This window comes from Nocardioides antri (genome assembly GCF_008373765.1).
GTDB classification, from domain to species: domain Bacteria; phylum Actinomycetota; class Actinomycetes; order Propionibacteriales; family Nocardioidaceae; genus Nocardioides; species Nocardioides antri.
Genome location: NZ_VUJW01000010.1, coordinates 114,881 through 139,378, shown reverse-complemented (window position 1 = coordinate 139,378; position 24,498 = coordinate 114,881). Strand labels below are relative to the sequence as shown.

Genomic DNA, 24,498 nt, shown 5'->3' with positions numbered 1-24,498 from the left:
CTACGCGTCGAGGAGCTTGCGGATCCGGACGTCGCTGACCTTGCCGGCGGTGCCGAGCTGGGGCGCCCACAGCGAGACCCGGAACTCCTCGAGCTGCCAGCGCACCTGCCGGAGGGCAGCATCCGGCGGACGTCCCACGGGGAGCGCGTCGATCCGGTGCAGGTAGGCCTCCTGGAGCGGCCGAACTCGGTCGAGGCGCTCGCGGTCGCGCGCCACGGCCGGGCCGCCCTCGCCCAGCTGCTCGCGACGGCGCCGGATCGCGGCGAGGTAGACGGGGTAGCGCCGCAGCTGCGCAGCGCCGGCCTCGCCCACGAAGCCGGCGGGGACCAGCCTGCCCAGCTGGGCCTGCATGTCGGAGAGGGCCGGCAGCAGCGCCATCTCGGCGCGGCCGCTCAGCAGCCGGTCGGTCTCGCGGTGCGCGTCGAGCACTCGGAACAGGTCCGGCAGCAGCGCGCGTACGGCGCCCGCCGCGCCACCCTGACCGGCCCTGAGCGAGGCGAGCAGCGCGTCGTACTGCTCCTCGGAACGCAAGATCCCCTGCTCCTGCGCGGCGTCGACCGCGTCGGTGACGACCGCCCGCAGGCAGTCGTCGAGGAGCTCCGGCACGGAGGGGTACGTCGTGCCGGCCAGTCGCAGCTTCTCCTCGTTGGAGAGCTCCTGCTGGTCGAGCCTGGCGGCACCGTCGAGAGCGATGAGCAGCAGCCGGATCAGGCCGAGCCGGTGCCGGGCGTCGCGCTCGGCGGCGGAGCCGAACACCTGGAGCCCGACGGTGGTGCCCTCGTCGACCAGCCCCGGGTAGGCCTCGACCTCGTGGCCGGCCCGGGTCCACGTCGCGGTCGCGGCGATCTCACCGAACGCCCACGTCCTCTCGCCGGTGCGGGCGACGCCGCTGTCGGCCGCCACCTCCGCCATGGCCTTCTCGAACCGCGGCCGGAGCGGCGCCTTGAGCGCGGCCAGGTCCTTGCCGCGGGCCTGCTCGCGGCCCTTGTCGTCGACGACCCGGAAGGTCGGTCGCAGGTGCGGCGCCAGGGTGTCGAGCCCCCACGCCTCGCGCGGCACGTGCACGCCGGTCGTCGAGCGGAGGTAGCGCTCGAGGGCGTCGAGCAGCGGCTCCTCCCCCGCCGGCACGTTCGCGAGGAACTCGCGGGCCGTGTTGGGAGCGGGGACGAAGCTCACCCGCAGGTGCTTGGGCAGGCTGCGGATCAGGCTCGTGACCAGCTCCTCGCGCAGGCCCGGGACGTTCCAGGAGAAGTCCTCGTCGCCGACCCGGTTGAGCACCGCCACCGGCACGTCGACCGTGATCCCGTCGTCGGCAGCACCCGGCTCGAAGTGGTAGGCGAGGTCGAACGTCAGGCCGCCGTCGGCGACCCAGTGCTCCGGGTAGTCCTGCTCGGTCACCTCCGCCGCCGCGTCGTGGGTGAGCATCGCCGGGTCGAAGGTCAGCAGGTCGGGCTGCTCGCGGCGGGCGCCCTTCCACCACTGGTCGAAGTGAGCCCCGCTGACCACGTCCGGGCCGATCCGGGCGTCGTAGAAGTCGAACAGCGTGTGCTCGTCGACGACCAGGTCGCGGCGCCGCGCACGGTGCTCGAGCTCCTCGGCCTGCTGGAGGAGCAAGCGGTTGTGGTGGAAGAACTCGTGCCGGGTCGACCACTCGCCGTAGACGAGGGCGTGCCGGATGAAGATCTCGCGCGCGAGCTCCCGGTCGACCTTCCCGTAGGAGATCAGGCGGTCGGTGGCGAGGGGTACGCCGTACAGGGTCACCCGCTCGCGCGCCATCACGGACTGCCGCTTCTCCGACCAGTGCGGCTCGGAGTACGTGCGCTTCACCAGGTGCGCACCCAGCCGCTCGGCCCACTCCGGCTCGATCGCAGCGTTCTGCCGCGCCCACAGGCGGCCGGTCTCGACCAGCTCGAACGCCATGACGTACGGCGGGTTCTTCCGCGCCAGCCCGCTGCCGGGAAAGATCGCGAACCTCGCGCCACGGGCGCCGAGGTACTCCCGGGGACCGGGCCGCTTTGCTGGTCGAGCCTGTCGAGACCCCTGAGCCTGTCGAGACTCACGCTCCTCGCGCAGCCCGATGTGGCTGAGGAGCCCGGAGAGCAGGGCCTGGTGGATCCCGTCCGCGTCGGGCTCCCCGCCGGGCGTGTCGATGCGGATCTTCATCTCCTTGGCGACCTGACGGAGCTGGCCCTCGAACTCCTGCCACTCCCGCACCCGCAGGTAGTGGAGGTACTCCCGCTTGCACATCCGCCGGAACGCGCTGCCGGACAGCTCGCGCTGCTGCTCCCGCAGGTAGCGCCACAGGTTGAGCCAGGTGAGGAAGTCCGACCCCTCGGCCTTGAACCGGGCGTGCGCCTGGACGGCCTTGGCCTGCTCGGCCGGCTGGTCGGCCCCCGGCCGCTCGCGCGGGTCCTGCAGCGAGAGCGCGGCCACGATCACGAGCACGTCGCGCACGCAGCCCAGCCGCTCCGCCTCGAGGAGCATCCGGCCGAGACGCGGGTCGATCGGCAGCCTCGCCAGCCGCGACCCCACCTTCGTCAACCGTCGAATCGGCCCTCGTGGTGGGTCGAATCGTGACTTGTGGCGGCCCGAGTCGGGACTTGTGGTGGTGATCGCCCCCAGTTCCTCGAGCAGCTGCTCGCCGGCCTGGACGTTGCGCCGGTCCGGCGGCTCGACGAAGGGGAACCGCGCGATGTCGCCCAGTCCCAGAGCAGTCATCTGCAGGATCACTGAGGCGAGGTTGGTGCGCAGGATCTCGGGGTCGGTGAACTCCGGCCGGCCCTCGAAGTCCTCCTCCGAGTAGAGGCGGATCGCGATACCGGCGGCCACGCGCCCGCAGCGGCCGGAGCGCTGGTTGGCCGAGGCCTGGCTGATCGCCTCGATCGGCAGCCGCTGCACCTTGGTGCGCGACGAGTAGCGGGAGATGCGCGCGACGCCGGTGTCGACGACGTAGCGGATGCCGGGGACCGTCAGCGACGTCTCCGCGACGTTGGTCGCCAGCACCACCCGGCGCCGCGAACTGCGCGCCGGCGCGAACACCCGGTGCTGGTCGGCGGCGGAGAGCCGCGAGTACAGCGGGAGTATCTCGATGGAGCGGCTGCCGCGTCCTTCGATCGTGAGCGGCTGGAGCGCCTCGGCGGTGTCGCGGATCTCGCGCTCGCCCGGCAGGAAGACGAGTACGTCGCCCGGCCCCTCGGCGGACAGCTCCTTCACCGCGTCGACGACCGCCTCCGTCTGGTCGCGGACGATCGGCTCGCCTTCCTCGTCTGCTTCCGGCAGCTCGACGAGCGGTCGGTAGCGGACCTCGACCGGGTAGGTGCGGCCGGAGACCTGGACGATCGGCGCGGGCGTGCCGTCGGCCGCCTCGAAGTGTGCGGCGAACCGCTCGGGGTCGATGGTGGCGCTGGTGATGATCAGCTTGAGGTCGGGACGCTTCGGCAGCAGCTGCTTGAGGTACCCGAGCAGGAAGTCGATGTTGAGGCTCCGCTCGTGCGCCTCGTCGATGATGATCGTGTCGTAGCGCTTGAGCATCCGGTCGCGCTGCAGCTCGGCGAGCAGGATGCCGTCGGTCATCACCTTGACCCGGCTGGCCTTCGACGTACGGTCCGTGAACCGCACCTGGTAGCCGACCAGGTCGCCGAGCGCGGTGCCGAGCTCCTCGGCGATCCGCTCGGACACCGCGCGGGCCGCGATCCGCCGCGGTTGCGTGTGCCCGACCATCCGCGGCCGGCCGTCCGGTCCCGGCGCGCCCCGGCCGAGCTCGAGGCAGATCTTCGGCAGCTGGGTCGTCTTCCCCGACCCGGTCTCGCCGGCGACGATCACGACCTGGTGGTCACGGATCGCCCGCGCGATGTCGTCGCGTCGGGCGCTGACCGGCAGCTCCGGCGGGTAGGTGATGTCCACGGCACGGGCATTCTCCCCCGCCGGCCGGGAGCCGCGCGAACCGGTTGATCGGCTGACGGCTCACCACCACTCCGTTATCGTGGTTTGCAGATTGTCTGACAATCCGTGATAGACAGTCCCCGAAGGCTCCACCCACGAGAGCACGAGCAGCGAAGGAGGCGGAACATGAGCATCACCAGCCCGACGACGGCGAACACCCCGTCGGAGATCGAGCGCGCCGAGGCGCGGACCGCTCACAACTACCACCCGCTTCCGGTCGTGCTCGCGCACGGCGAGGGCGCCTGGATGACCGACGTCGACGGACGCCGGTTCCTCGACCTGCTCGCGGGCTACTCCGCGCTCAACTTCGGCCACAGCCACCCGCGCCTGGTCGCGACCGCGCACGCCCAGCTCGACAAGCTCACGCTCACCAGCCGCGCGTTCGTGCACGACGCGTTCGCCGACTTCTGCGCCGCCCTCGGCGACCTGTGCGGCAAGGACCTCGTGCTGCCGATGAACACCGGCGCCGAGGCCGTGGAGACCGCGATCAAGGTCAGCCGCAAGTGGGGCTACGAGGTCAAGGGCGTGCCCGCCGACCGAGCCCGGATCGTCGTCGCGAGCGGCAACTTCCACGGCCGCACCACGACCATCGTCGGCTTCTCCGACGACCCGGACGCGCGCGACGGCTTCGGCCCGTTCGCCCCGGGCTTCGACATGGTGCCGTACGGCGACAGCGCCGCTCTCGCAGCCGCGATCACCCCGGACACCGTCGCCGTCCTGATCGAGCCGATCCAGGGCGAGGGCGGCGTGATCATCCCGCCCGACGGCTACCTCCGCGACGTCCGCGCGATCTGCACCAACGAGAACGTCCTCTTCGCCGCGGACGAGATCCAGGCCGGCCTCGGCCGCACCGGCCGCACCTTCGCGTGCGACCACGAGGGAGTCGTCCCGGACCTCTACGTCCTCGGCAAGGCGCTCGGCGGCGGCATCGTCCCGGTGTCCGCGGTCGTCGGCGACAAGGACGTGCTCGGGGTCCTCAAGCCCGGACAGCACGGCTCCACGTTCGGCGGCAACCCGCTGGCGTGCGCGGTCGGCAGCGAGGTCGTCGAGATGCTCGCGACCGGTGAGTTCCAGGACCGCGCGACGACCCTCGGCCAGGTGCTCCGCGAGCGGCTCGACGCCCTCGTCGGGAACGGCGTGGTCGCCGTACGCTCTCGCGGGCTGTGGGCCGGCCTCGACATCGACCCCGCCCTCGGCACCGGCCGCCAGGTCTGCGAGCGGCTGATGGAGCGCGGCGTCCTCGCCAAGGACACCCACGGCTCCACCATCCGCCTCGCTCCCCCGCTGGTCATCACCGAGGAGGACCTGCACTGGGGCGTCGACCAGCTCGCCGCGGTGCTGACCTGACCGCTGCTCCGGCGGCACGGCGAGGCCAGCACGGCTGCCCGCCTCCGACGTGGGTACCTCCGGCCCAGGAGGAATCACCATGTATCGGAGCAGTGGGATCGTCGGGGCCATTGTCATCATCTGGTTGGTGATCGGCGTGCTCGCGGCGTTCCAGCGCGGCTACTTCGGGGACGACCGGGAGGTCAACTGCCGGACCTTCAGCGACACGTCGCTGACGATCATCGCCGGCCCGTTGAACTACTTCGGGGTCAACCCGAAGGTCGAGTGCAAGACGCCGAAGCCGTCGAAGTAGCCCGCGTCAGCGGACGATGCCGACGAGCGCCGGCAGCGCGTCGGTGACGATCCGCGCGAGCTCCCCGCGGGTGACCCCCTGAGGTGAGTCGCACCAGGTGAGGACGGTGTCCTCCACGAACGCGACCCATCCCCGCACGACGAGCCGGGTCGCCGGCGTGTCCGCGAGCAGGTCCTCGACCCCGGGCGTCTCAAACGTCCGGTCGATCATTGCGGCGCGGGCGCGCTCGTAGATCCCGCGCACCGCCTCGTTGCCACCGGCCGCGGCCAGCACGAGCGAGCGGTAGCCCTCGTGGTGCGCGATCACGTAGTCGACGTACGCCGTCAGCGACGCGAGCAGCTTGGCGATCGGGTCGTCACCCTCCGGGGGCGCGGTCTGGGCGATGAGGTCGTCGGCCGCCCGCTGCACGACCGCCTCCCGGAAGCCCTGCTTGCTGCCGAAGTAGTGGTAGATCAGCCCGCGCGAGACGCCGGCCTCCTCGGTGAGCCGGTCGATGGAGATCTCGTCGATCGTGCTGCCGGAGAACAGCCGCAGGCCCAGCTCGAGCAGCTGCTCGCGGCGCTCCTCCGGCAAGAGCCGGGTGCGGGTGGTGGCGGTCACGTCCACAGTCTATTGACGAATGTTCAATAGCGCCAATACGGTCAGGGCATGGCCGAGAAGACCACCCGGAAGACCCACCCGACGACGACAGCCACGCCCGTCGACCACCTGATCGTCGGCGCCGGCTTCGCAGGCCTCGCCGCTGCGATCAAGCTCGACGAGGCGGGTGAGCGCGACTTCGTCGTCATCGAGAAGGACAGCGACGTCGGCGGCACCTGGCACGTCAACACCTACCCCGGCGCGGAGTGCGACGTCCCGAGCCAGCTCTACAGCTACTCCTTCGCGCTCAACCCGGACTGGTCGAAGGTCTACTCCCCCCAGCAGGAGATCTGGGACTACACCAAGCGCGTCGCCGAGGAGTCCGGCGTCCTCGACCGCTTCGTGTTCGACACCGCTGTCGTCGACGCGACCTGGGACGAGACCGCGCAGCGCTGGCGGGTCACGGTCTCGACAGGCTCGACCAACGAGACCAGGCAGTACGACGCCCGCACGCTCATCTCCGGCTCCGGCGGCCTCTCGGAGCCGCGACTGCCGGAGATCGACGGCATCGACTCGTTCCAGGGCGAGATCTTCCACTCGGCTCGGTGGAACCTCGACGTCGACCTCACCGGCAAGCGGGTCGCCGTCATCGGCACCGGCGCCTCGGCCGTCCAGCTGGTCCCCGAGCTGCAGAAGATCGTCAGCCACCTCGATGTCTACCAGCGCACGCCGAACTGGATCATCCCCCGCAACGAGCGGGAGTTCACCGGCATCGAGAAGGCTTTGTTCCGCCACGTGCCGGGCCTCCAGCGCGCTGTCCGCGCCGGTGTCTACACGACCCTCGAGGGGCGGGTCCCGGCGTTCGCCCGCTTCCCCGCGCTGCTCAAGGTCGTCGAGCGGCAGGGCAAGGCCAACATCCGCAAGGCGATCAAGGACCCCGAGCTGGTCGCGAAGGTCACGCCCGACTACCGCGCCGGCTGCAAACGGATCCTGATCTCCAACGCGTGGTACCCCGCCCTCGCGGCTGACAACGTCGACCTGGTCACCGACCCGATCGCGAAGATCACCGGCGACGCCGTGGTGAGCGCCGACCCTTCGACAGGCTCAGGGACCACGGAGCGGCCGATCGACGTACTCGTCGTCGCCACCGGCTTCTACGTCACCGAGCCGCCGATCGCGCAGCACATCACCGGGCGCGACGGCCGGACGCTGGCGGAGGTCTGGGACGAGGCCGGGATGGCCGCCTACAAGGGCACCACCCTCCACGGGTTCCCGAACCTGTTCCAGATCGTCGGGCCCAACACTGCTCTCGGCCACTCGTCGATGATCTTCATGATCGAGTCGCAGGTGCGCTACATCGTCGACGCGGCGCGCACGCTGCGACGCGAGGGCCTCGCTGCGGTCGAGCCGACCGCGGAGGCGCAGGCGGAGTGGACCGCGACCATCCGGGAGCGGATGAAGCCGACGGTGTGGACCACCGGCGGCTGCGCGAGCTGGTACCTCGACAAGTTCGGCAACAACACGACACTCTGGCCGGGGCAGACGTTCACGTTCCGCCGGCACCTGTCCCGCTTCGACGTCGACCGCTACGACACCTACCCGCAGGCCCCGATCACCGTCGCCGAGGAGGCACTCGCATGAAGTCGCTGCAGGACAAGGTCGTCGTCATCACCGGCGCCGGCTCGGGGATCGGCCGGGCGCTCGCCCTGAACCTCGCCGAGAACGGCGCCCGGCTCGCCCTCTCCGACGTGAACGACGAGGGGCTCGCGGAGACCGTCGTCCTCGCCGAGAAGGCCGGCGCCGAGGTCCGCAGCGACCGTCTCGACGTCGCCGACCGCGCGGCCTTCGAGACGTACGCCGCCGCGATCGCCGCGCACTTCGGCCAGGTCAACGTGGCGATCAACAACGCCGGCGTCGCGCTGGCCGGCGACTTCGTCGACCTCGAGATGAAGGACATCGACTGGATCATCGGCGTCAACTTCTGGGGCGTCGTGCACGGCTCGAAGTTCTTCCTCCCGCACCTGATCGAGTCCGGCGACGGCCACCTGGTCAACATCTCCTCGCTGTTCGGCCTGGTCTCGATGCCCGGGCAGAGCATGTACAACGCATCGAAGTACGCCGTCCGCGGCATGACCGAGGCGATCCGCGAGGAGATGCTCATCTCCGGCCACAAGGTCGGCGTGACGGCCGTCCACCCCGGCGGCATCAAGACGGCGATCGCCCGCAACGCCCGGGTCTCCGAGCACGAGGACAAGGCCGCGACGGCCAAGCTCTTCGACGAGAAGCTCGCACGGATGACCCCGGAGCGGGCGGCCGAGATCATCGTCCGCGGCATCAAGCGCAACCACGCCCGGGTCCTGGTGGGCCTCGACGCCCATGCGCTGCACACGTTCGCCAAGCTGGCCGGCTCGCGCTACCAGGACGTCGTCGCGTACGGCTCGAAGCGGATCCTCCCCGCCAAGCCGCTCTGAGGCCCTAGTCCTCGGACTGCCCGCTGCCCCGCCCGCGTCGCCGGCGGTGCCGGGTCACGCCGACCAGGCGCGGCCCGGCGAGCCGGGTCTCGACCCGGCGGGCTTCGCGCTTGACCGGCTGGGCGACGTACTCCCCCAGGATCACGCCGGCCGCGAGCGCCGTGGCCACCGAGGCCGCCGTCACCATGGCCAGCAGGCCCTGGGCCGGGGCGGGATCGGTGTGGGCACCGAGGAGCGAGAGCCCGCGGTAGATCGACAGACCGGGCAGCAACGGCACCACGGCGGAGACCACGACGACCAGCGGCGGCACCCGCAGCCGTCCGGCCACGGTGTAGCTGACCAGGCCGACCGCGAACGCCGCGATGCCGACCGCCCACGGCCGGCCGAAGTCCTGGCGCGCCACCGCCTCGGTGATCCCGAGCGCGCCGCCGGCCAGCAGGCCCACCGGCGCCAGCGTCCGCAGCGGCGCGTACGACGAGAACGCGAACGCCGCCGCCGCGACAGCAGCCCCGAGCGCCGCGACGCTGACGCCGACCAGGTCGCCGCGCGCTGGCTCCAGCGGCGGCAGGTCGAGCCCGACGGCGGTCGCGAGGCTCAACCCACCGCTGACGCCCGCGATGATCCCGGCAGTCGCCAGCACGGCCTCGAGCAGCCGCGCGCTGCCGGTGACGTAGAACCCCGACATCGCGTCCTGGATCGCCCCCATGAACCCGATGCCGGCGAGCAGCATGATGATGTTCGCGCTGACCACGAGGGAGGCGTCCATGGTGACCACCGGCTCCGCGGCCCGGGTGACGACGGCCGCCAGCAGCGTCGCGACCGCACCTCCGGCGACCTGCTGGTAGAAGACCGGCAGCCGCCGCTTCGTCATCGCGTGCTGGAGCCGGTCGATGCAGACCGCGGCCACGAACGCCACCGCGACCACGGCGGGTGAGCCGCCCAGCTGCAGGCCGATCCCCGCGCACATCAGGCCCCAGCCGATCGTCGCGGCCCACCGCGGCCGCGCGTGGCCGGAGGAGGCGATCCGGGCGATCTCGGCGCGTGCCTCACGCAGGCCGACCCGCTCGGCCAGCACGTCGCGGACCAGGTGGTCGACCTTGGTGAGGTCGTCGTAGTCGATCTCGCGCTGGGTCACCGAGCGGATCTGCACGATCGCCGGCTCGTCCGGCTCGGCCTGCGCGCTCATCGCCAGCTGCGTGAACGTCACGTCGACCTCGGTCCGCCGGACGCCGAGGCCGTGCGCCAGGGCCCGCATCGTCGCCGTCACGTCGGCGGCGCCGGCACCCGACGCGAGCAGCATCTCGCCGACGCGCAGGCAGAGGTCGAGGCGCTGCGTCAGCTCCCGGGCGTCGACCATGCGCGCCATGCTGGCATGGCTCTGGTAGACACCGGGGGGTGACTCCCGGCCAGCCGATCCGTGTCGTGATGACGAAGTGGGGCGACCGGCCGCACTGGGAGTACGACGCCGTCTACCTGGGCTCCGACGAGCATGGGGAGTGGCTGGGCTGCCCGACCGGCACGCACTACCGCCGGCCCGGCATGGAGTTCGTCGCGGCGTTCAGCGGCGTGGTGCTCGTGCCGGCGCGCGGGGCCGCGTACCTGGCCGCCTTCAACGACGAGCACGCGCAGGCCCGGACCTACGTCGACATGACGACGCCGGCGGTCTGGGACGGCGCGGTCCTGCGGGCCGTCGACCTCGACCTCGACGTGGTCGAGCGGCAGGACGGCACCGTGTACGTCGACGACGAGGACGAGTTCGCCGAGCACCGGGTCGTCTTCGGCTACCCGCCGGACGTCGTCGCGATGGCCGAGCAGTCCGCCGCGTCGGTGTTCGCCGCGGTGCGACAGGGTGCGGCGCCGTACGACGGCACGGCGGACGCCTGGCGGGCGAAGCTCGCTACGGCGTACTGAGCAGCGAGTTCGGCTGGAACGTCGGCCGCCGGTCGACGTCCTCGCGGGTCGGACGGACGAACTCGAAGCCGGCAGTCGTGACGACCTGCCAGTCGGGATCGGCGCCCGGGTCGCGGAGCAGCGCGTCGGCGCAGGCGCTGTGGAGCGGCGGCGCATGGAAGGCGTTGCGGCCGATCTCCTCCGGCGTACCGACGAAGACCACGGGCCGGCCCAGCGACTCCGCACACACACCGCAGATCCGGCTCAGCGCGCACTGGGTCACCCGCCGCCCGACCAGCTCGCCGAGCCCGCCCTCAGGCGACGGGTCCCAGGCGAACGGGCCGTCCATTCCGTTCGGCGTCTGCATCGCCATCAACCCCGCGCCTCCGAGTGCGAGCGGGACCACCCTCCGAGCTCGGTCCTGCGTGAGGGCCGCTCGTCGTCGCCGCGCCGCTTGCGGTCGTGGGAGGGCGTCGGCGGCTCGGGCTGGTCGCTCGAGGTCCAGGAGTTCGGCAGCGAGAGCTTCATGATGGTGCGCAGCGCCTGACCGTACTGCCGGTACAGCGGACCGGTCGTGTAGGGGATGTCGTACTTGGCGGCCAGCGCCTGCACCTTCTCGGCGATCTCGGGATACCGGTTGCTCGGCAGGTCCGGGAAGAGGTGGTGCTCGATCTGGAAGCCGAGGCTGCCCGAGAGGATGTGCAGCATCCGGCCGCCCTCGAAGTTCGCCGAGCCGAGGATCTGGCGCAGGTACCACTCCGCCCGCGTCTCGTCCTCGATCTCCTCCTCGGTGAAGTGCACCGCCCCGTCAGGGAAGTGACCGCAGAAGATGATCATGTAGGACCACAGGTTGCGCGTGATGTTCGCGGCGACGTTGGCCGTCAGCACGGTCTTCCACTGCTTGCCCGCGAGGGCGGGGTAGACGACGTAGTCCTTGAGGATCTGGTTGCGGCCCTTGCGGAAGATCTGCTTGAGCTGCCGCTTCATCTCCTTCGGGTCCTTCTCGCCCTTGCGGATCCGCTCGATGTCGAGGTCGTGGAGGGCGACCCCCCACTCGAAGAGCGTGGCGAGCAGGCTGTTGTAGATCGGCTGCCCCAGGTTGTACGGCGACCACTTCTGCTCGCGCGCCATCCGGAGGATGCCGTAGCCGATGTCGTTGTCGTAGCCGAGGACGTTGGTGAACTGGTGGTGGATGTAGTTGTGCGAGTGCTTCCACTGCTCGGCGGGCTGCGCGGTGTCCCACTCCCAGTTGGACGAGTGGATCTCCGGGTCGTTCATCCAGTCCCACTGGCCGTGCATGACGTTGTGGCCGATCTCCATGTTCTCGAGGATCTTGTGCAACCCCAGGAGACCGGCACCCAGGACCCACGCCGGCTTCCGGGTCTCCTTGAACTGGGTGCCCACCAGCAGGGTCACCCGACCGGCCGCGGCGAGGCCGCGCTGGATCTTGATGAGACGGTTGATGTACGCCGCGTCGGACGCGCCGCGCGACTCCTCGATCTCGGTGCGGATCTGGTCGAGCTCGCGCCCGATCTGGTCCACCTCGTCCTCGGTGAGGTGCGTGTACTCCTTGACGTCGGAGATCGCCATGGGATTCCTTCCTTGTCAGATGTCGAGCGTGCAGTCACCGACAGCGGCGGTGACGCAGGTCTGGACGGGCTCGTTGGGACTGTCGAACTCGCTGCCGTTGCGCAGGTCGCGCACCTTGCCCGAGATGAGGGTCAGCGTGCAGGTGTGGCAGATGCCCATCCGGCAGCCGTAGGGCATCCCGACCCCGGCCTCCTCGCCGGCCTCGAGCACGGTGGTGGCGCCGTCGGCCTCGATGGTCTTGCCGGAGTTCTGGAACGTGATCGTGCCGCCCTCGCCGCCTTCGCCACCGAGCTCGAGGGAGAACCGCTCGAGGTGCAGGTGCTCCTCCAGGCCGTTGCTCTCGAAGTGCTCGGTGATCGCGTCGAGCATCGGACCGGGCCCGCAGGCGTAGGTCTCCCGCTCCCGCCAGTCGGGGCAGATCTGGTCGAGGTCGGCGAGGTCGAGCATCCCGTCGATGTCGGTGTGCAGGCGGTGGAGGGTCAGCCCGTCGTGCTTCTGCTCGAGCCGGTCGAGCTCGTCGCGGAAGATCATCCGGTCCTCGGTGGGCGAGGAGTAGTGCATGACGACGTCCGGCATCGTTCCGCGCCGATCGAGCGTGCGCAGCATCGCCATCACCGGCGTGACACCGCTGCCGCCGACGAGGAAGAGGATCCGCTGGGGTGGCGGGTCGGGGAGGACGAAGTCGCCCTCCGGCAGTGCGAGCCGGACGATAGTGCCCGGCTCGAGGCCCTTGACCAGGTGGCTGGAGAGCTTCCCCTCCGGCATGGCGCGCACCGTGATCGTGATCGTGCCCCGCCCCCGCTCGGGCGGCGAGCTGACGGAGTAGGACCGCCACTGGAACTTGCCGTTGACCTGGATGCCGATGCCGACGTACTGGCCCGGCTTGTGGTTGTAGCGCCAGCCCCAGCCGGGTTTGATCACCAGCGTCGCGGCATCCTCGGTCTCCGGGATCACCTCCTCGACCCGGCCGCGCAGCTCACGCGCGCTCCAGAGCGGGTTCACCAGTCGCAGGTAGTCGTCGGGGTGCAGGGGCGTGGTCAGCTTCGAGGCTGACCGCCGCACCCGTTCCCAGGGGATCGTGCTCGCCATGCGTTCCAGAGAACAACTGTGCACCGAAGAGGTCAACCCGGATATCAAACTCCGGGCTGGGTAATGCGCGCGGTCGGGTCAGCGCCAAATCAGCGTCAGATCAGCGTCGTGGCGGCGGCAGCGCGTCGGTCGACTCGAGCTGGCCCATCCCGGTGACGAGCAGCAGGTCGACCACGATCGAGCGCAGCTGGGCCAGGATCGCGTCGCCGGCGAGCGACTCGCTCCGCTCGACCAGGCTGGTGGCCTGGCCCACGGCGAGCACCTGCGGGCGCGCAGCCTCCGGCAGCCGCTCGGCAGCGAGCTCGTCGGCGACGGCCTCGACGGCCAGGGCGAGGTCGGCCGTCAGGTCGGCGTACGACGACGGGACCGGCCGGTGCCGGTACGCCGCGACCGCCGCCTGCCGGACGAGCACCCGGGTGCTGCGGAGAGCGCGGTCGAGCGGGTCGACGAGCTCCACCATCCGGCGTACTCCCGCGCGGTGGCGGCGCCGGAACGGCGAGGACCGGACGACCGACATGCCCTCGTTCGCGGCCGCCTGGAGCTCGCGGACCATGCGGTCGGTGGCACGGGCGTCGGCCAGCAGGTCGAGAGCCGGGTCGGCCTTCCCGTCGACCATCACGTGGCTCGCGGCACGTAGCAGCTCGGCGATCTTGCGGGCCACCTCCGCGGCCTGCTCGCGCGGCTTCCGCAGCGGAGCCGCCGGCACCACGGTGGCCGCGACGAGCGCGACCGCGCCGCCGATGAGGGCGTCGGTCCACCGGGTGAGCGCCGCGTCCGGGTCGGGCACGAGCGTCGCGACGACGATGGACTGCACCGCGGCCTGGGTGACGAACAGGGTGCCCGCGTCGAGCAGCAGAGCCGTCGACATCGCGAGGCCGACGATGAGCGCGAGCTGCCACGCCCCCGAGCCGATCCAGATCACCAGCACGTCGGCGACGAACACCCCGATCGCCACCCCGAGGGCGACCTCGACGACGCGCCGGTGGCGCTGGCCGTACGACGTCCCCAGCGACACCACCGCCGCGATGGGCGCGAAGAAGGGGGTGTCATGGTCGAGCAGGTCGGCAGCGACCCACCAGGCGACGCCGGCGGCGATCGCGCACTGGACGATCGCGAACAGCTTGCCGCGCCACCGCTGCACCCGGCCCCGCACCGACAGCCGGCTGCGCTCCCACATCCGGTCGAGCGGCACCTCCACGCGCCGATCGTCCCACGCCTTGGTTTCGAAGCCCGCTGCGCTCGCACCTCGACCACTGCCATGGAACGCTGGGTAGGTGCGGATCGACTTCCACGGATCTCCGGAGCCGACGCTCGGCGTGGAGTGGGAGTTCGCCCTCGTCGACCGTCGTACCCGTGACCTGCGCAACGACGCGGCCCACCTGTTCGCCCGCGCCAAGGCGCGGATGCCCGACCCGGGCCGGTTGCACAAGGAGCTGCTCCGCAACACGGTCGAGGTCGTGACCGGCATCTGCCACAACGTGCCCGAGGCGATGGGCGACCTGCGCCGCGCGCTGGAGTACGTCGTGCCCGCCTGCGACGAGCTCGACCTCGACCTGTACGGCGCCGGCACCCACCCGTTCGCCTCCTGGACCGGGCAGCAGCTGACCGAGGGCCACCGCTACGAGGAGCTCATCAACCGCACCCAGTGGTGGGGCCGGCAGATGCTCATCTGGGGCGTCCACGTGCACGTCGGGATGCCCGCGAAGGAGCGGGTGATGCCGGTCCTCTCCGCGCTCCTCAACTGGTACCCCCACCTCCAGGCCCTGTCCGCTTCGTCGCCGATCTGGGCGGGCGTCGACACGGGCTACGCCTCCAACCGCGCGCTGATGTTCCAACAGCTGCCGACGGCCGGTCTGCCGTTCCAGTTCGAGCGGTGGGAGGAGTTCGAGGCGTTCGTCGGCGACCAGCTCAAGACCGGCGTGATCGAGGAGCTGACCGAGATCCGCTGGGACGTTCGTCCCGCGATCGGCCACGGCACCCTTGAGAACCGGGTCTGCGACGGCGTCTCGACCTTCGCCGAGATGGCGGCCCTCGTCGCCCTCATGCACTGCCTCGTGGTCTGGCTCGACGAGCGGTGCGCCGCCGGCGAGAAGCTGCCGACCATGCCGCCCTGGCACGTCCAGGAGAACAAGTGGCGGGCCGCGAGGTACGGCGTCGACGCCATCGTGATCCTCGACGCCCACTCCAACGAGCGGCTCGTCACCGAGGACCTCGCCGACCTCGTGGTCGCGCTCGAGCCGGTCGCGGAACGGCTGGGCTGCTCCGCCGAGCTCGCGTCCGTGCTCGACATCCCGCGGCGGGGGGCGTCGTACCAGCGTCAGCGCGCAGTCTCCGGCCGCACCGACGGCGACCTGGTCGCCGTCGTCGACTCCGTCGTCCAGGAGCTGCGGGCCGACCTCCGCTGACGACTCGCCCCTTGCTGGTCGAGCTTGTCGAGACCCGCTTGCTGGTCGAGCTTGTCGAGACCCGCTTGCTGGTCGAGCTTGTCGAGACCCCGCACTAGCTAGATTCGGTACCGAACCGGTCAACGTAGTTCTGAGAAGGGGCGGGCAGGTCGGCGTACCTCTGTTCGATGAGCGCGATGCGCTTGGCCCGCCCCCAGTTCTGGATCTGCTTCTCCCGGGCGAACGCGTCCGAGATCCTGTCGAACTTCTCGAACCACACGAGCTCGACAGGCCTGCGCCGGCTCGTGTAGGCCGCACCCTCGCCAATCTGGTGTCGATGAACGCGGGCTTCGAGGTCAATGGTGCTGCCGACGTAGAAGGATCCGTCCGCGCACCGCAGCATGTAGCAATAGCCGATCATTCGTTGAATCTCGTCACGCACGCCATGCTCTGAAACCCGCGCGCTCGGACCTGTGGATCGCCGCACGAGTTGGGTCTCGACAAGCTCGACCAACAACACACGAGTTGGGTCTCGACAAGCTCGACCAGCAAGGCACGAGTTGGGCCTCGACAAGCTCGACCAGCAACGCTCGAACACCAAAGGCGCTGGTCGATCGTCAGTCGGGGTCGGCCATCTCGAGGCGGACGCCGAGCAGACGGACCGGGCGGTCCTTCTCGACCCGGTCGAGGAGGGCGACGGCCTCGGCGGCGAGCAGGTCGGGGTCGCTGGTGGGCGCCGGGAGCTTGTGGCTGCGGGTGAGCGTGAAGAAGGGCCGGTAGCGCAGCTTGAGCTCGACCCGGACCGCGTGGCGTCCTTCCTTCTCGATGTCCTCCACCACCCGGCGGGCGATGCGGGCGGTCTCCCGCTCGACGTCGGCCCAGTCGGTGAGGTCCTCCTGGAAGGTCTCCTCGCGGCCGTGGCCGCGGGCGACGTACGGCGTCGCGTCGACCTCGCTCGACGCGACCCCGCGACCGAGACGGCGCAGCCACGGCCCGGTGGTCGGGCCGAGCCGCTCGGCCAGCAGGGCCGGGTCGGCACGGGCGAGGTCCTCCACCGTGGCGATCCCGAGGGCTGCCAGCTTGTCGGCGGTCTTCTTGCCGATCCCCCACAGCGCGCTGGTCGGGCGCTCGCCCATCTCGGCGTACCAGCTGGCGTCGGTGATGACGTAGGTCCCGCGTCCGCGCTCCTGGCCGCCCGGTCCGGCCGTCTCGCCGATCCCGGCGCCCGCCTCGCGTGCGAGCGCACCCTCGACTCGCTGCTTCGCGAAGCCGGTGGCGAGCTTGGCCTGGAGCTTGTTGTCGCCGATCCCGACCGCGCTCGCCAACTGGGTGCGGTCGAGCAGCGTCGCGCGGATCAGCTCCGCGAACACCACCGGGTCGTCGAGGTCGCCGTGCCCCGGCGCCGGCCCGACGAAGGCCTCGTCCCAGCCCAGCACCTCGACCAGGACCGGAGCTCCTCCCCACTCCAGGCTGCGCAGGGTGTCCATCACCTCCGCGGACGCCGCGTCGTAGGCGGCGGCGTCCACGGGCAGGAACACGGCCTCGGTGCTCGACTTGCGCAGCTTGCGCTCGGCGAGCCGCAGCGGCATCCCGGAGCCGACGCCGAACCGGCGGGCCTCGTAGGAGGCCGTCGCGACGACGCCGCGCTCGGTCGGGTCACCCCGGCCGCCCACGACGACCGGCAGGCCCGCCAGCTCCGGGCGCCGCAGCACCTCGACGGCCGCGATGAACTGGTCGAGGTCGACGTGCAGCACCCAGCCCATGGGCCGATCGTGCCGGGTCTCGACAAGCTCGACCAGCACCGGCCTACTGCAGCGAGCGGTAGTAGCGCGTCGTCTCCTTGAAGCCGGCGAGCGCGCGGTACCACGTGCGGGTGCTGACCCGGCACCGGATGCGGCGCACCCGGCGGTCGTACTCGTTGCACTCCGCGATCGTCTCGGAGTCGGTGGGTGGGTACTCCCACGATCCGTCGTAGCGATGGATGCCGAAGCCGTTGGCCGCATCGCCCTCGACGAGGACGATCGTGTCCGGCGGCGGGACGTAGGGGTCGGTCACGACGGCAGCGGGGTCGGCCGCGGTGGCGGCGCCACCGGCGGCGAGCAGGGCCACCGGGAGGACGGCGGCGAGGACACGGACGAAGATCGGCATGGGTTGCTCCCGAGAGTCACGCACCGGCGGTTTCCGGCGTCGCGACGGACGTTAGGAGCGATGGCCGACGACGGCGCCGCACCGGCCGTCCCGCTGTGGACGGCCGGCGCCGACCGTGCGGCTGTGGACGGTTCCTGGCCGCGACCAGCCGGACTACTGCGCCTCGAAGTAGTCGACCTCGCAGTAGTCACCCGAGCACGGTGGGATCTGCGCCCACTCCGTCGGGGTGTCGAGCCCGCCCTCCGGGTCGGCGAGCGCCGCCCACGCGCCGAGGAACGTGTAGTCGTCGATGTCGACGCTGGTGAACACCAGGTCGTCGAGCTGGTTGCCGTCGAGGTCGACGGCGACCACTCCGTCCATCACGCCGTCACCGGCGACCGCGTAGGACAGCTCGCTGCCGGTCGGGCGGAGGGTCGTGCCGTCGTACTCGTAGAAGACGAAGGAGTCCTCGAAGTAGTTGTCGGCGACCAGCGTCTCCTTGCCGTCGCCGTCGAAGTCGCCGACGGCGTACTCCTGGTCGTAGAGGTCGGTCTCGATCGCGGCGATCCCGCCGCGGGCGAACGATCCCGGCCCGGCGATGAGCGGCGTGACGCCGAAGTCGCCGTACCAGTAGTAGGAGTCGAAGTCGCCACGCACCACCGGCTCGTTGGGGACGACGGCCATCACGTCGTCGGAAGCGTCGCCGTTGAAGTCGCCGACGATCAGCTCGGTGGAACCGTAGGTCGCGTTCGGCAGCGCCGCCCACTTCTCCGGCTCGTCGAACCCCTCGCCGTTGTTGTGGAGCACCCACACCGCGACCTGGCTGCGGTGCTGCTGCCCGTAGGCCGCGATGTCCACGAGGCCGTCGCCGTCGAAGTCGCCGAACGCGGCCTTGATCGCCGCGACCTTGAACCACAGGTCGAACTCCTGCGTCAGCGACAGCTCGGTGTCCTCCACCTCGAACTGCAGCGTCCCGCTGGCGTCGAACCAGGACCCGATGTCGCTGGCGCCGTCGCCGTCGAAGTCACCGACGATGAGGTTCTCCTCCTGCTGGGTCGGCTCCTGGGCGAGCTCGAACGTGCCGTCGGCGTTGGTCAGCGTGAGCCGGTTCTCTGTGTCGTCGTAGTAGCGACCGAGGACGTCGCCGCGGCCGTCGCCGTCGAGGTCTCCGCGGACCGCCGCGTCGGTCGGTCCGTCGGTCGGCTCGGTCGTCTCCTCGCCGCCGCCCGCCTCCTTCTCGCCGCCGTCGTCGTCGGACCACGGCTGCACCACGAGCAGCGTCGCGACGCTCGCGATCACCACCACGAGCACGACCGCGAGCGCGATCCAGAGCCACAGCAGGCTCTTCTTCCGCGCCGGCGGCGGAGTGGAGTACGGCGACGGGCCCGGCGCGCCGAAGGGCGCGCCCGGCGGCGGCCCGCTGGGAGCGACCGGCCCCGGCCCCGCGTTGGGCGCGACCGGACGGAACGCGGTCGGCGGAGCGGCACTGTCCCCCGGAGGTCCCGGCGGCGGCCCGGGCCGCTGGGGGGAGGGGGGCGGCACCGGCCGCCGGTCCGCCGTCCACGCGGCGCCGTCCCAGCGTCGTTCCCAGCCAGGTCCGTCGGGGTACCAACCTGGCGGAGCTCCCGAGCCTCCGTCACCGATCGTCATGAGGCGCATCGTCCCACGCGCGGCGCTCGGACAAACAGCCAACGCCGAGGACAGCCCACTTGTGGCGACCGGCACGGCACGGGAGGATCCGCAGGAACGAAAGGTGCTCCTGTGGTCACACTCCCCAAGCCTCGGCCGATCGACCCTCCCTCGGCGGCCTTCCTGCTCGCCGAGAGCAAGAACCAGCCGATGCACGTCGGTGGGCTCCAGCTGTTCGAGAAGCCGGAGGACGCCGGTCCCGACTTCGTGCGTGAGCTCTTCGAGCTCGCGACCTCGGGCGGGGACGAGGTCATGCCGCTCTTCCTCAAGCACCCCTACCGCTCGGTCAAGACCGCCGGGCAGCTGTTCTGGCGGGAGGACCAGCAGTTCGACATCGAGCACCACGTCCGCCACAACGCGCTGCCGAGCCCGGGCCGCGTCCGCGAGCTCCTGGAGCTGTGCTCGCGCCTGCACAGCACCCGACTGGACTGGGAGCGCCCGCTGTGGGAGGCCCACCTGATCGAGGGACTCGCCGACGGGCGGGTCGCGATGTACACCAAGATCCACCACGGCCTCGTCGACGGCATCTCGGCGATGCGGCTGATGCAGAGCACGCTGTCCACCAACCCCGACGAGCGTGACATGGCCGCGCCGTGGGCGAAGCGCGCGCTCCGCTCCAGCCAGAAGCCCGAGCCGGAGGCGCCGATCGTCGAGGCCGCACGCGGGCTCGCCGGACTCCCCGCCGACGCGCTCCGCACCGCCCTCGGCGTCACCGCCGAGGCCGCCGGCATGCCGGGCGCCCTGATCAAGACGCTCAGCAAGGGCGTCCGCAACGAGACGTCGACGATGTCGCTCCACGCCCCGCGGACGATGTTCAACCGCAACATCACCAGCGCCCGGCGGTTCGCTGCCCAGGACTGGCCGATCGAGCGGATGCGCGCCATCGGCAAGGCGACCGGCTCGACGATCAACGACGTGGTGCTGGCGATGTGCGGAGGTGCGATCCGCACCTACCTCATCGAGCACGACGCGCTCCCGGACGCGCCGCTGGTCGCGATGGTCCCCATCGGGCTCAAGGCCAAGGAGTCCCACCTCCCGTCGGCCGAGGGCGGCAACGCGGTGGGCGCGGTCATGGCCCGGCTCGGCACCGACCAGGCCGATCCCGCCGACCGGCTCCGGGCGGTCCAGAAGTCGATGAAGGACGGCAAGGACGCCCTCAAGTCGCTCACGCCCGTGCAGATCCTGGCGATGAGCGCGATCGGCCAGGCACCGGCACTGCTCGGTCCGGCACTGAAGCTGCAGGGCATCATCCGGTCGCCGTACAACCTGATCATCAGCAACGTCCCCGGCCCGCGCACGACGCACTACTGGAACGGCGCGAAGCTGGTCGGCAACTACCCGCTCTCGATCCCGATCAACGGCATGGCGCTCAACATCACCTGCACGTCCTACGACGGCGACATGGGCTTCGGCCTGACCGGCTGCCGCCGGACGGTGCCGCACCTGCAGCGGCTGCTCACCTTCCTCGACGACGAGATCGCGGCGCTCGAGAAGGCCGCCGGGATCTAGGCCCGCTCCGCGTATCCCCCACCCACCCGCTCCGCGACGGCCCGGAGCCGGGCACGGGTGATGTCGGCGACCGTGCGGTAGCCGGCGAGGTCCGCGTTGGAGCCCGGCCGCACCGGCTCGGAGTGGTTGACCGACAGGCAGGTACGCCGCCCGTCGTCCGCCGCGTTGGCCAGCGCGACCGCGTGCCCGGTCGTGCCGCTGCCGGCGAAGTAGTCGAGCACGCGCGCGTCCGCGGGCATCGTGTCGAGGATCCGCCGCACGAGGCCGGTCGGCTTCGGCGACTCGAAGACGTGGCCGAGGACGTCCTTGAGCTCGGCGACCGCGGTGTCGGTCGAGCCGATCTCCTCGGAGAGCCAGATGGTGCGCAGCTTCTTGCGGCGTACGCCGGCCACGGGGTGGAGCCAGTCGCGCTGGAACACGTCGACCCGCTCCCCCACCGCTCCTCGGACGCGGCGGCACACGAGGTCGCCGGGACGCTCGTCGATCCGCGGCCGCGACCAGCGCCAGACGGCCGGTGAGCCGTCGCCGAAGACTGGCTTGACCTCGACGGCCCCCTCGAACGGCGTCGTCCGCACCTCGCCGGTGTCGGGGTCGCCCCAGATCGCGAAGTGGAGGGTCGGCGCGGTCAGCGGGTTGAACTTCTTGTTGGTGTTGCGCAAGGGCAGCCGTCGGTAGCGCCGCCCGTCCTCGGCGACGAGCGGGAAGTCCGCCTCCACGACCAGGTCCGGGCTGGACGCGTCGAGCACGCACCGTCGGGCGTCCTTCGCGTAGGCCAGCAGGTACTCGTGCGACGTCGCGAAGCCCCGCCCCAGCTGGCGCCCCTTCGGGTTGAGGTTGACGACGACCTGCGCGAGGAGGTTCTGCTCGCCGTACACCTCGTCGAGGAGCAGCCGGAGGTGCGCCACCTCGTTGTCGTCGATGCTGACGAAGATCGCGCCGGTGTCGGCCAGCACCCGTCGCCCCGCCTCGAGCCGGGGGCGCATCATCGCGACCCACTCCGCGTGGGAGGCGAAACGGTCGCGGTAGGCGAAGTCGTTGCCGGTGTTGTAGGGCGGGTCGAGGTAGATCAGGTCGTACGACGCTGGGGGCAGGTCGGCGAGCACGGCGAGGTTGTCGCCCTCGGCAAAGCTGTTCCACGGACCCGACACGCGCCCCATCATCCCGGACTGCGCCCGGTAATTTCTTAGCGTGGAGCCCATGCGTCGCCGACTTCCCGAACTCCTGGTGCTCTCCCTCCTGGCGGCGGCGGGTGCGCTGGTCTTCGTCGACGACGATCCCGCGGACCACTCCGAGCCGCCGGCGGCCGAGCACGCCACCGCGCCGACCGGGCCGCGCACGGGGCCGGCGCCCGACCCCGACGACCCGCGGACGTGGCAGACCTCCGACCAGGTGCCCGGCGAGATCGCAGCGCCGCTCGAGCCCGGGCAGCGGGTCGTGCTGTCGCGCACCAAGCGCTTCAGCTACGAGCCGGCGCCGGGCGTGACCATCACCGGCTGGGACTCACGGACCCGGCGCGGCCCGGTGCGCTACTTCGTGACCCGGGTGAAGTGGCGGGCGCCGGGCATCTCGGTCGACTACGCCCACGGCAAGCGGACCCGGAGCCGGCAGCCGGTGACCGAGATGATCTCGACGACGCCCAAGGTGGTCGCGGGCATCAACGGCGACTTCTTCGACATCTACGACACCGGCGCCCCGCTCGGCGTCGGCCGCGAGCGCGGCGGCATCCTCTGGAACGCCATCGACGAGGGATGGAACAACGCGATCTCCGTCAACACCGCGGGCCGGTGGCATGTGGGCGAGCTGCCCATGGTCGCCGAGGTCGTGGACCGGCCCCGGATCGTGGTGACGAACTACAACTCGCCGCGGGTCAAGATCGGCGGCACCGGCATCTACGACTGGCGGTTCGGCCGTGCCGCGGGCTACGGGTGGACCGACGGCCAGCGACGGCAGGTGCGCTGCGTCAAGATCGTCGACGGCAGGGTCGTCGCCAACAGCACCGCGCTCCCGAGCCGCACGGGCATCGACGGCAAGCTCCTCATCGCACGGGGCGACCAGGCCGAGGACCGGCTGCAGGCGCTCACCGTCGGCACCCGGGTCCGGCTCCGCCACCGGCTCGATGGCGACGTCGCGATGGCCATCACCGGCAACGCGCTGCTGGTCAAGAAGCGTCAGCTGCTGGTGAGCGACGACGGCGAGATGCACCCGCGTACGGCGGTCGGCGTGGACCGTGACAGCAAGGAGCTGATCTTCCTCGTGGTCGACGGCCGGCAGGACTTCAGCCGCGGCTACACGATGGTCGAGCTGGGCAAGATGATGCTGCGGCTCGGCGCCGAGGACGCGCTCAACCTTGACGGCGGCGGCTCGACCACGCTCGCCGCGATGCGCAAGGGATCGCTCAAGGTGATCAACTCCCCCTCCGATGGCGTGCAGCGGTCGGTGCCCAACGGGCTCGAGGTCGTCTACAAGCCCGGTGGCTAGCGGACCGGCAGGTCCAGCACCGCGACGCTCGTGACCGGCGCGTAGCACTCCTGGTGCGGCTTGACGATCTTGCCCGGGGTGACGACGAACGCGCCGTCCTCCTCGGTGACCGTCGCCTTCGACGGGACGTCGCAGCCGATCGCGATCACCGCGGCACCGGCCACCCGGCCCTCCGCCAGCGGCACCACCCGCACCGCGTCGGCGAGGTCGGCGGCGAACGACGGGGACTCGAACTGCTCCACGTAGCGCGTGATGTCCTGCTCGTCCTCGAGAGGCGTGGCCTCCTCGGCCACCTCCCCGCCGGCAGCGGATCCGGAGAGGATGGTGATGACCTCCGGCTCTCCCACGTCCGACGAGGGCGTCGCCGACGGCGGCACCGATGCCGCGTCGTCGGCGCTGTCGCCCGCCTCGTCGCCGCACGCGGTCAGCGCCAGCGACAGGGTCAGGAGGAGAAGCACACGGGTCATAGGAGTGTGACGGTACCCGTCTGCGGCGGGTTCCGCTCCGGCCCGGCACACTGACCCCGTGCGCCGTATGTTCTCCCGGGCGGAGCTGGACTCGTTCCGCGACGCCGTCGTGCCCGACCTGCTGCCGACCCGGCCCGACCACGACCTGCGGCTGCTGTTCGTCGGCATCAACCCCGGCCTCTGGACGGCGGCGACGCAGACGCACTTCGCCCACCCGGGCAACCGCTTCTACCCGGCGCTCCACCTGGGCGGGGTGATCACCGAGCCCATCGACCCCGCCTCCGGGATGACCGAGGCGGAGCGGGACCTGCTGCGGGACCGCGGGATCGGCATCACCAACATGGTCCCCCGGGCGACCGCGAAGGCGTCCGAGCTCGGCACCGCCGAGCTGAGGGAGGGCGGCGCGACCCTCATCGCGCTCGTCGAACGGCTCCGGCCGAAGGTGGTCGCCGTCGCCGGGATCACCGCCTACCGGGTCGCGTTCGGCCGACCCAAGGCGGTCATGGGACGCCAGCCCGAGGACCTGGCCGGCGCCGAGCTGTGGGTCGTGCCCAACCCCAGCGGCCTCAACGCGCACGAGACGGTCACGAGCCTGGCGACGGCGTACGCCGAGGTCGCCCGTGCCGCGGGGGTCGTGGACTGAC

General features: G+C 71.2%; 22 protein-coding genes. 9 read left to right on the top strand and 13 right to left on the bottom strand.

Going from position 1 to position 24,498, the window contains the following annotated elements; translation table 11 throughout:
* A complete protein-coding gene (gene hrpA / locus F0U47_RS16325) occupies positions 1-3,903 on the bottom strand; it encodes an ATP-dependent RNA helicase HrpA (protein ID WP_149751534.1) in 3,903 nt (1,300 codons plus the stop codon).
* Between the two features lie 165 nt (positions 3,904-4,068).
* Between hrpA and rocD the strand changes: the two genes are divergently transcribed.
* Positions 4,069-5,289, top strand: coding sequence for an ornithine--oxo-acid transaminase (gene rocD, locus F0U47_RS16320; protein WP_149751533.1), 1,221 nt, complete (start codon positions 4,069-4,071; stop codon positions 5,287-5,289).
* A 79-nt stretch (positions 5,290-5,368) separates the two neighbouring features.
* Positions 5,369-5,581 carry a hypothetical protein gene (locus F0U47_RS16315; RefSeq protein WP_149751532.1) on the top strand — a complete coding sequence of 71 codons (213 nt, stop codon included), beginning with the start codon at positions 5,369-5,371 and terminating at the stop codon, positions 5,579-5,581.
* A 6-nt stretch (positions 5,582-5,587) separates the two neighbouring features.
* Here F0U47_RS16315 and F0U47_RS16310 read toward each other — a convergent pair whose 3' ends face one another.
* Positions 5,588-6,181 (bottom strand): TetR/AcrR family transcriptional regulator, encoded by a 594-nt coding sequence (locus tag F0U47_RS16310; RefSeq protein ID WP_149751531.1) that lies wholly within the window; start codon positions 6,179-6,181, stop codon positions 5,588-5,590.
* Between the two features lie 48 nt (positions 6,182-6,229).
* On the opposite strand from F0U47_RS16310, the gene F0U47_RS16305 reads away from it, so the two are divergent.
* Both F0U47_RS16305 and F0U47_RS16300 read left to right on the top strand, forming a co-directional pair.
* Positions 6,230-7,801, top strand: a complete 1,572-nt coding sequence (locus tag F0U47_RS16305; RefSeq protein WP_149751530.1) for a flavin-containing monooxygenase — start codon at positions 6,230-6,232, stop codon at positions 7,799-7,801.
* Positions 7,798-8,631 (top strand): SDR family NAD(P)-dependent oxidoreductase, encoded by an 834-nt coding sequence (locus F0U47_RS16300; protein WP_149751529.1) that lies wholly within the window; start codon positions 7,798-7,800, stop codon positions 8,629-8,631. The genes F0U47_RS16305 and F0U47_RS16300 overlap by 4 nt, the downstream gene beginning before the upstream one ends.
* A gap of 4 nt (positions 8,632-8,635) precedes the next feature.
* Here F0U47_RS16300 and F0U47_RS16295 read toward each other — a convergent pair whose 3' ends face one another.
* Entirely contained in the window at positions 8,636-9,988 is a 1,353-nt protein-coding gene (locus F0U47_RS16295; protein ID WP_149751528.1) for a threonine/serine exporter family protein, read from the bottom strand.
* Positions 9,989-10,026: 38 nt separating this feature from the next.
* On the opposite strand from F0U47_RS16295, the gene F0U47_RS16290 reads away from it, so the two are divergent.
* A complete protein-coding gene (locus tag F0U47_RS16290; RefSeq protein WP_149751527.1) occupies positions 10,027-10,542 on the top strand; it encodes a ribonuclease FAU-1 family protein in 516 nt (171 codons plus the stop codon).
* Here F0U47_RS16290 and F0U47_RS16285 read toward each other — a convergent pair.
* From F0U47_RS16285 to F0U47_RS16270, 4 genes are all read right to left on the bottom strand, one after another.
* Positions 10,529-10,894 (bottom strand): hypothetical protein, encoded by a 366-nt coding sequence (locus F0U47_RS16285; RefSeq protein WP_149751526.1) that lies wholly within the window; start codon positions 10,892-10,894, stop codon positions 10,529-10,531. The genes F0U47_RS16290 and F0U47_RS16285 overlap by 14 nt on opposite strands.
* Positions 10,894-12,111 (bottom strand): fatty acid desaturase family protein, encoded by a 1,218-nt coding sequence (locus F0U47_RS16280; protein ID WP_149751525.1) that lies wholly within the window; start codon positions 12,109-12,111, stop codon positions 10,894-10,896. The genes F0U47_RS16285 and F0U47_RS16280 overlap by 1 nt, the downstream gene beginning before the upstream one ends.
* Before the next feature lie 15 nt (positions 12,112-12,126).
* On the bottom strand, positions 12,127-13,200 hold the full coding sequence (locus F0U47_RS16275) for a ferredoxin reductase (protein ID WP_149751524.1): 1,074 nt from the start codon (positions 13,198-13,200) through the stop codon (positions 12,127-12,129).
* A 100-nt stretch (positions 13,201-13,300) separates the two neighbouring features.
* Positions 13,301-14,398 (bottom strand): FUSC family protein, encoded by a 1,098-nt coding sequence (locus F0U47_RS16270; protein ID WP_149751523.1) that lies wholly within the window; start codon positions 14,396-14,398, stop codon positions 13,301-13,303.
* A gap of 76 nt (positions 14,399-14,474) precedes the next feature.
* Here F0U47_RS16270 and F0U47_RS16265 point away from each other — a divergent pair, with 76 nt between their 5' ends.
* Entirely contained in the window at positions 14,475-15,605 is a 1,131-nt protein-coding gene (locus F0U47_RS16265) for a glutamate--cysteine ligase (protein WP_149751522.1), read from the top strand.
* Positions 15,606-15,699: 94 nt separating this feature from the next.
* Here the strand turns inward: F0U47_RS16265 and F0U47_RS16260 are convergent, their stop codons facing one another.
* The 4 genes from F0U47_RS16260 to F0U47_RS22060 form a co-directional block, all read right to left on the bottom strand.
* Complete coding sequence (locus tag F0U47_RS16260; protein WP_246159666.1) at positions 15,700-16,026, bottom strand: GIY-YIG nuclease family protein; 327 nt, start codon at positions 16,024-16,026, stop codon at positions 15,700-15,702.
* A gap of 175 nt (positions 16,027-16,201) precedes the next feature.
* Positions 16,202-17,386, bottom strand: coding sequence for a DNA polymerase IV (locus F0U47_RS16255; protein WP_246159665.1), 1,185 nt, complete (start codon positions 17,384-17,386; stop codon positions 16,202-16,204).
* 4 nt (positions 17,387-17,390) lie between these two features.
* On the bottom strand, positions 17,391-17,732 hold the full coding sequence (locus F0U47_RS16250; RefSeq protein WP_149751521.1) for a hypothetical protein: 342 nt from the start codon (positions 17,730-17,732) through the stop codon (positions 17,391-17,393).
* A gap of 153 nt (positions 17,733-17,885) precedes the next feature.
* A complete protein-coding gene (locus F0U47_RS22060) occupies positions 17,886-19,361 on the bottom strand; it encodes an FG-GAP-like repeat-containing protein (protein WP_149751520.1) in 1,476 nt (491 codons plus the stop codon).
* A 111-nt stretch (positions 19,362-19,472) separates the two neighbouring features.
* Here F0U47_RS22060 and F0U47_RS16240 point away from each other — a divergent pair, with 111 nt between their 5' ends.
* Positions 19,473-20,909, top strand: a complete 1,437-nt coding sequence (locus tag F0U47_RS16240) for a WS/DGAT/MGAT family O-acyltransferase (protein WP_246159664.1) — start codon at positions 19,473-19,475, stop codon at positions 20,907-20,909.
* On the opposite strand, the gene F0U47_RS16235 is transcribed toward F0U47_RS16240, so the two are convergent.
* Entirely contained in the window at positions 20,906-22,057 is a 1,152-nt protein-coding gene (locus F0U47_RS16235; protein WP_149751519.1) for a site-specific DNA-methyltransferase, read from the bottom strand. The two genes, F0U47_RS16240 and F0U47_RS16235, sit on opposite strands and share 4 nt — an antisense overlap.
* Positions 22,058-22,106: 49 nt before the next feature.
* Here F0U47_RS16235 and F0U47_RS16230 point away from each other — a divergent pair, with 49 nt between their 5' ends.
* Entirely contained in the window at positions 22,107-23,387 is a 1,281-nt protein-coding gene (locus F0U47_RS16230) for a phosphodiester glycosidase family protein (RefSeq protein WP_149751518.1), read from the top strand.
* Here the strand turns inward: F0U47_RS16230 and F0U47_RS16225 are convergent.
* Positions 23,384-23,854: a hypothetical protein gene (locus F0U47_RS16225; protein WP_149751517.1), complete on the bottom strand. Its 471-nt coding sequence runs from the start codon at positions 23,852-23,854 to the stop codon at positions 23,384-23,386. The two genes, F0U47_RS16230 and F0U47_RS16225, sit on opposite strands and share 4 nt — an antisense overlap.
* A gap of 67 nt (positions 23,855-23,921) precedes the next feature.
* On the opposite strand from F0U47_RS16225, the gene F0U47_RS16220 reads away from it, so the two are divergent.
* Positions 23,922-24,497, top strand: a complete 576-nt coding sequence (locus F0U47_RS16220) for a mismatch-specific DNA-glycosylase (RefSeq protein ID WP_149751724.1) — start codon at positions 23,922-23,924, stop codon at positions 24,495-24,497.
* The last annotated feature ends 1 nt before the right edge of the window (position 24,498 follow it).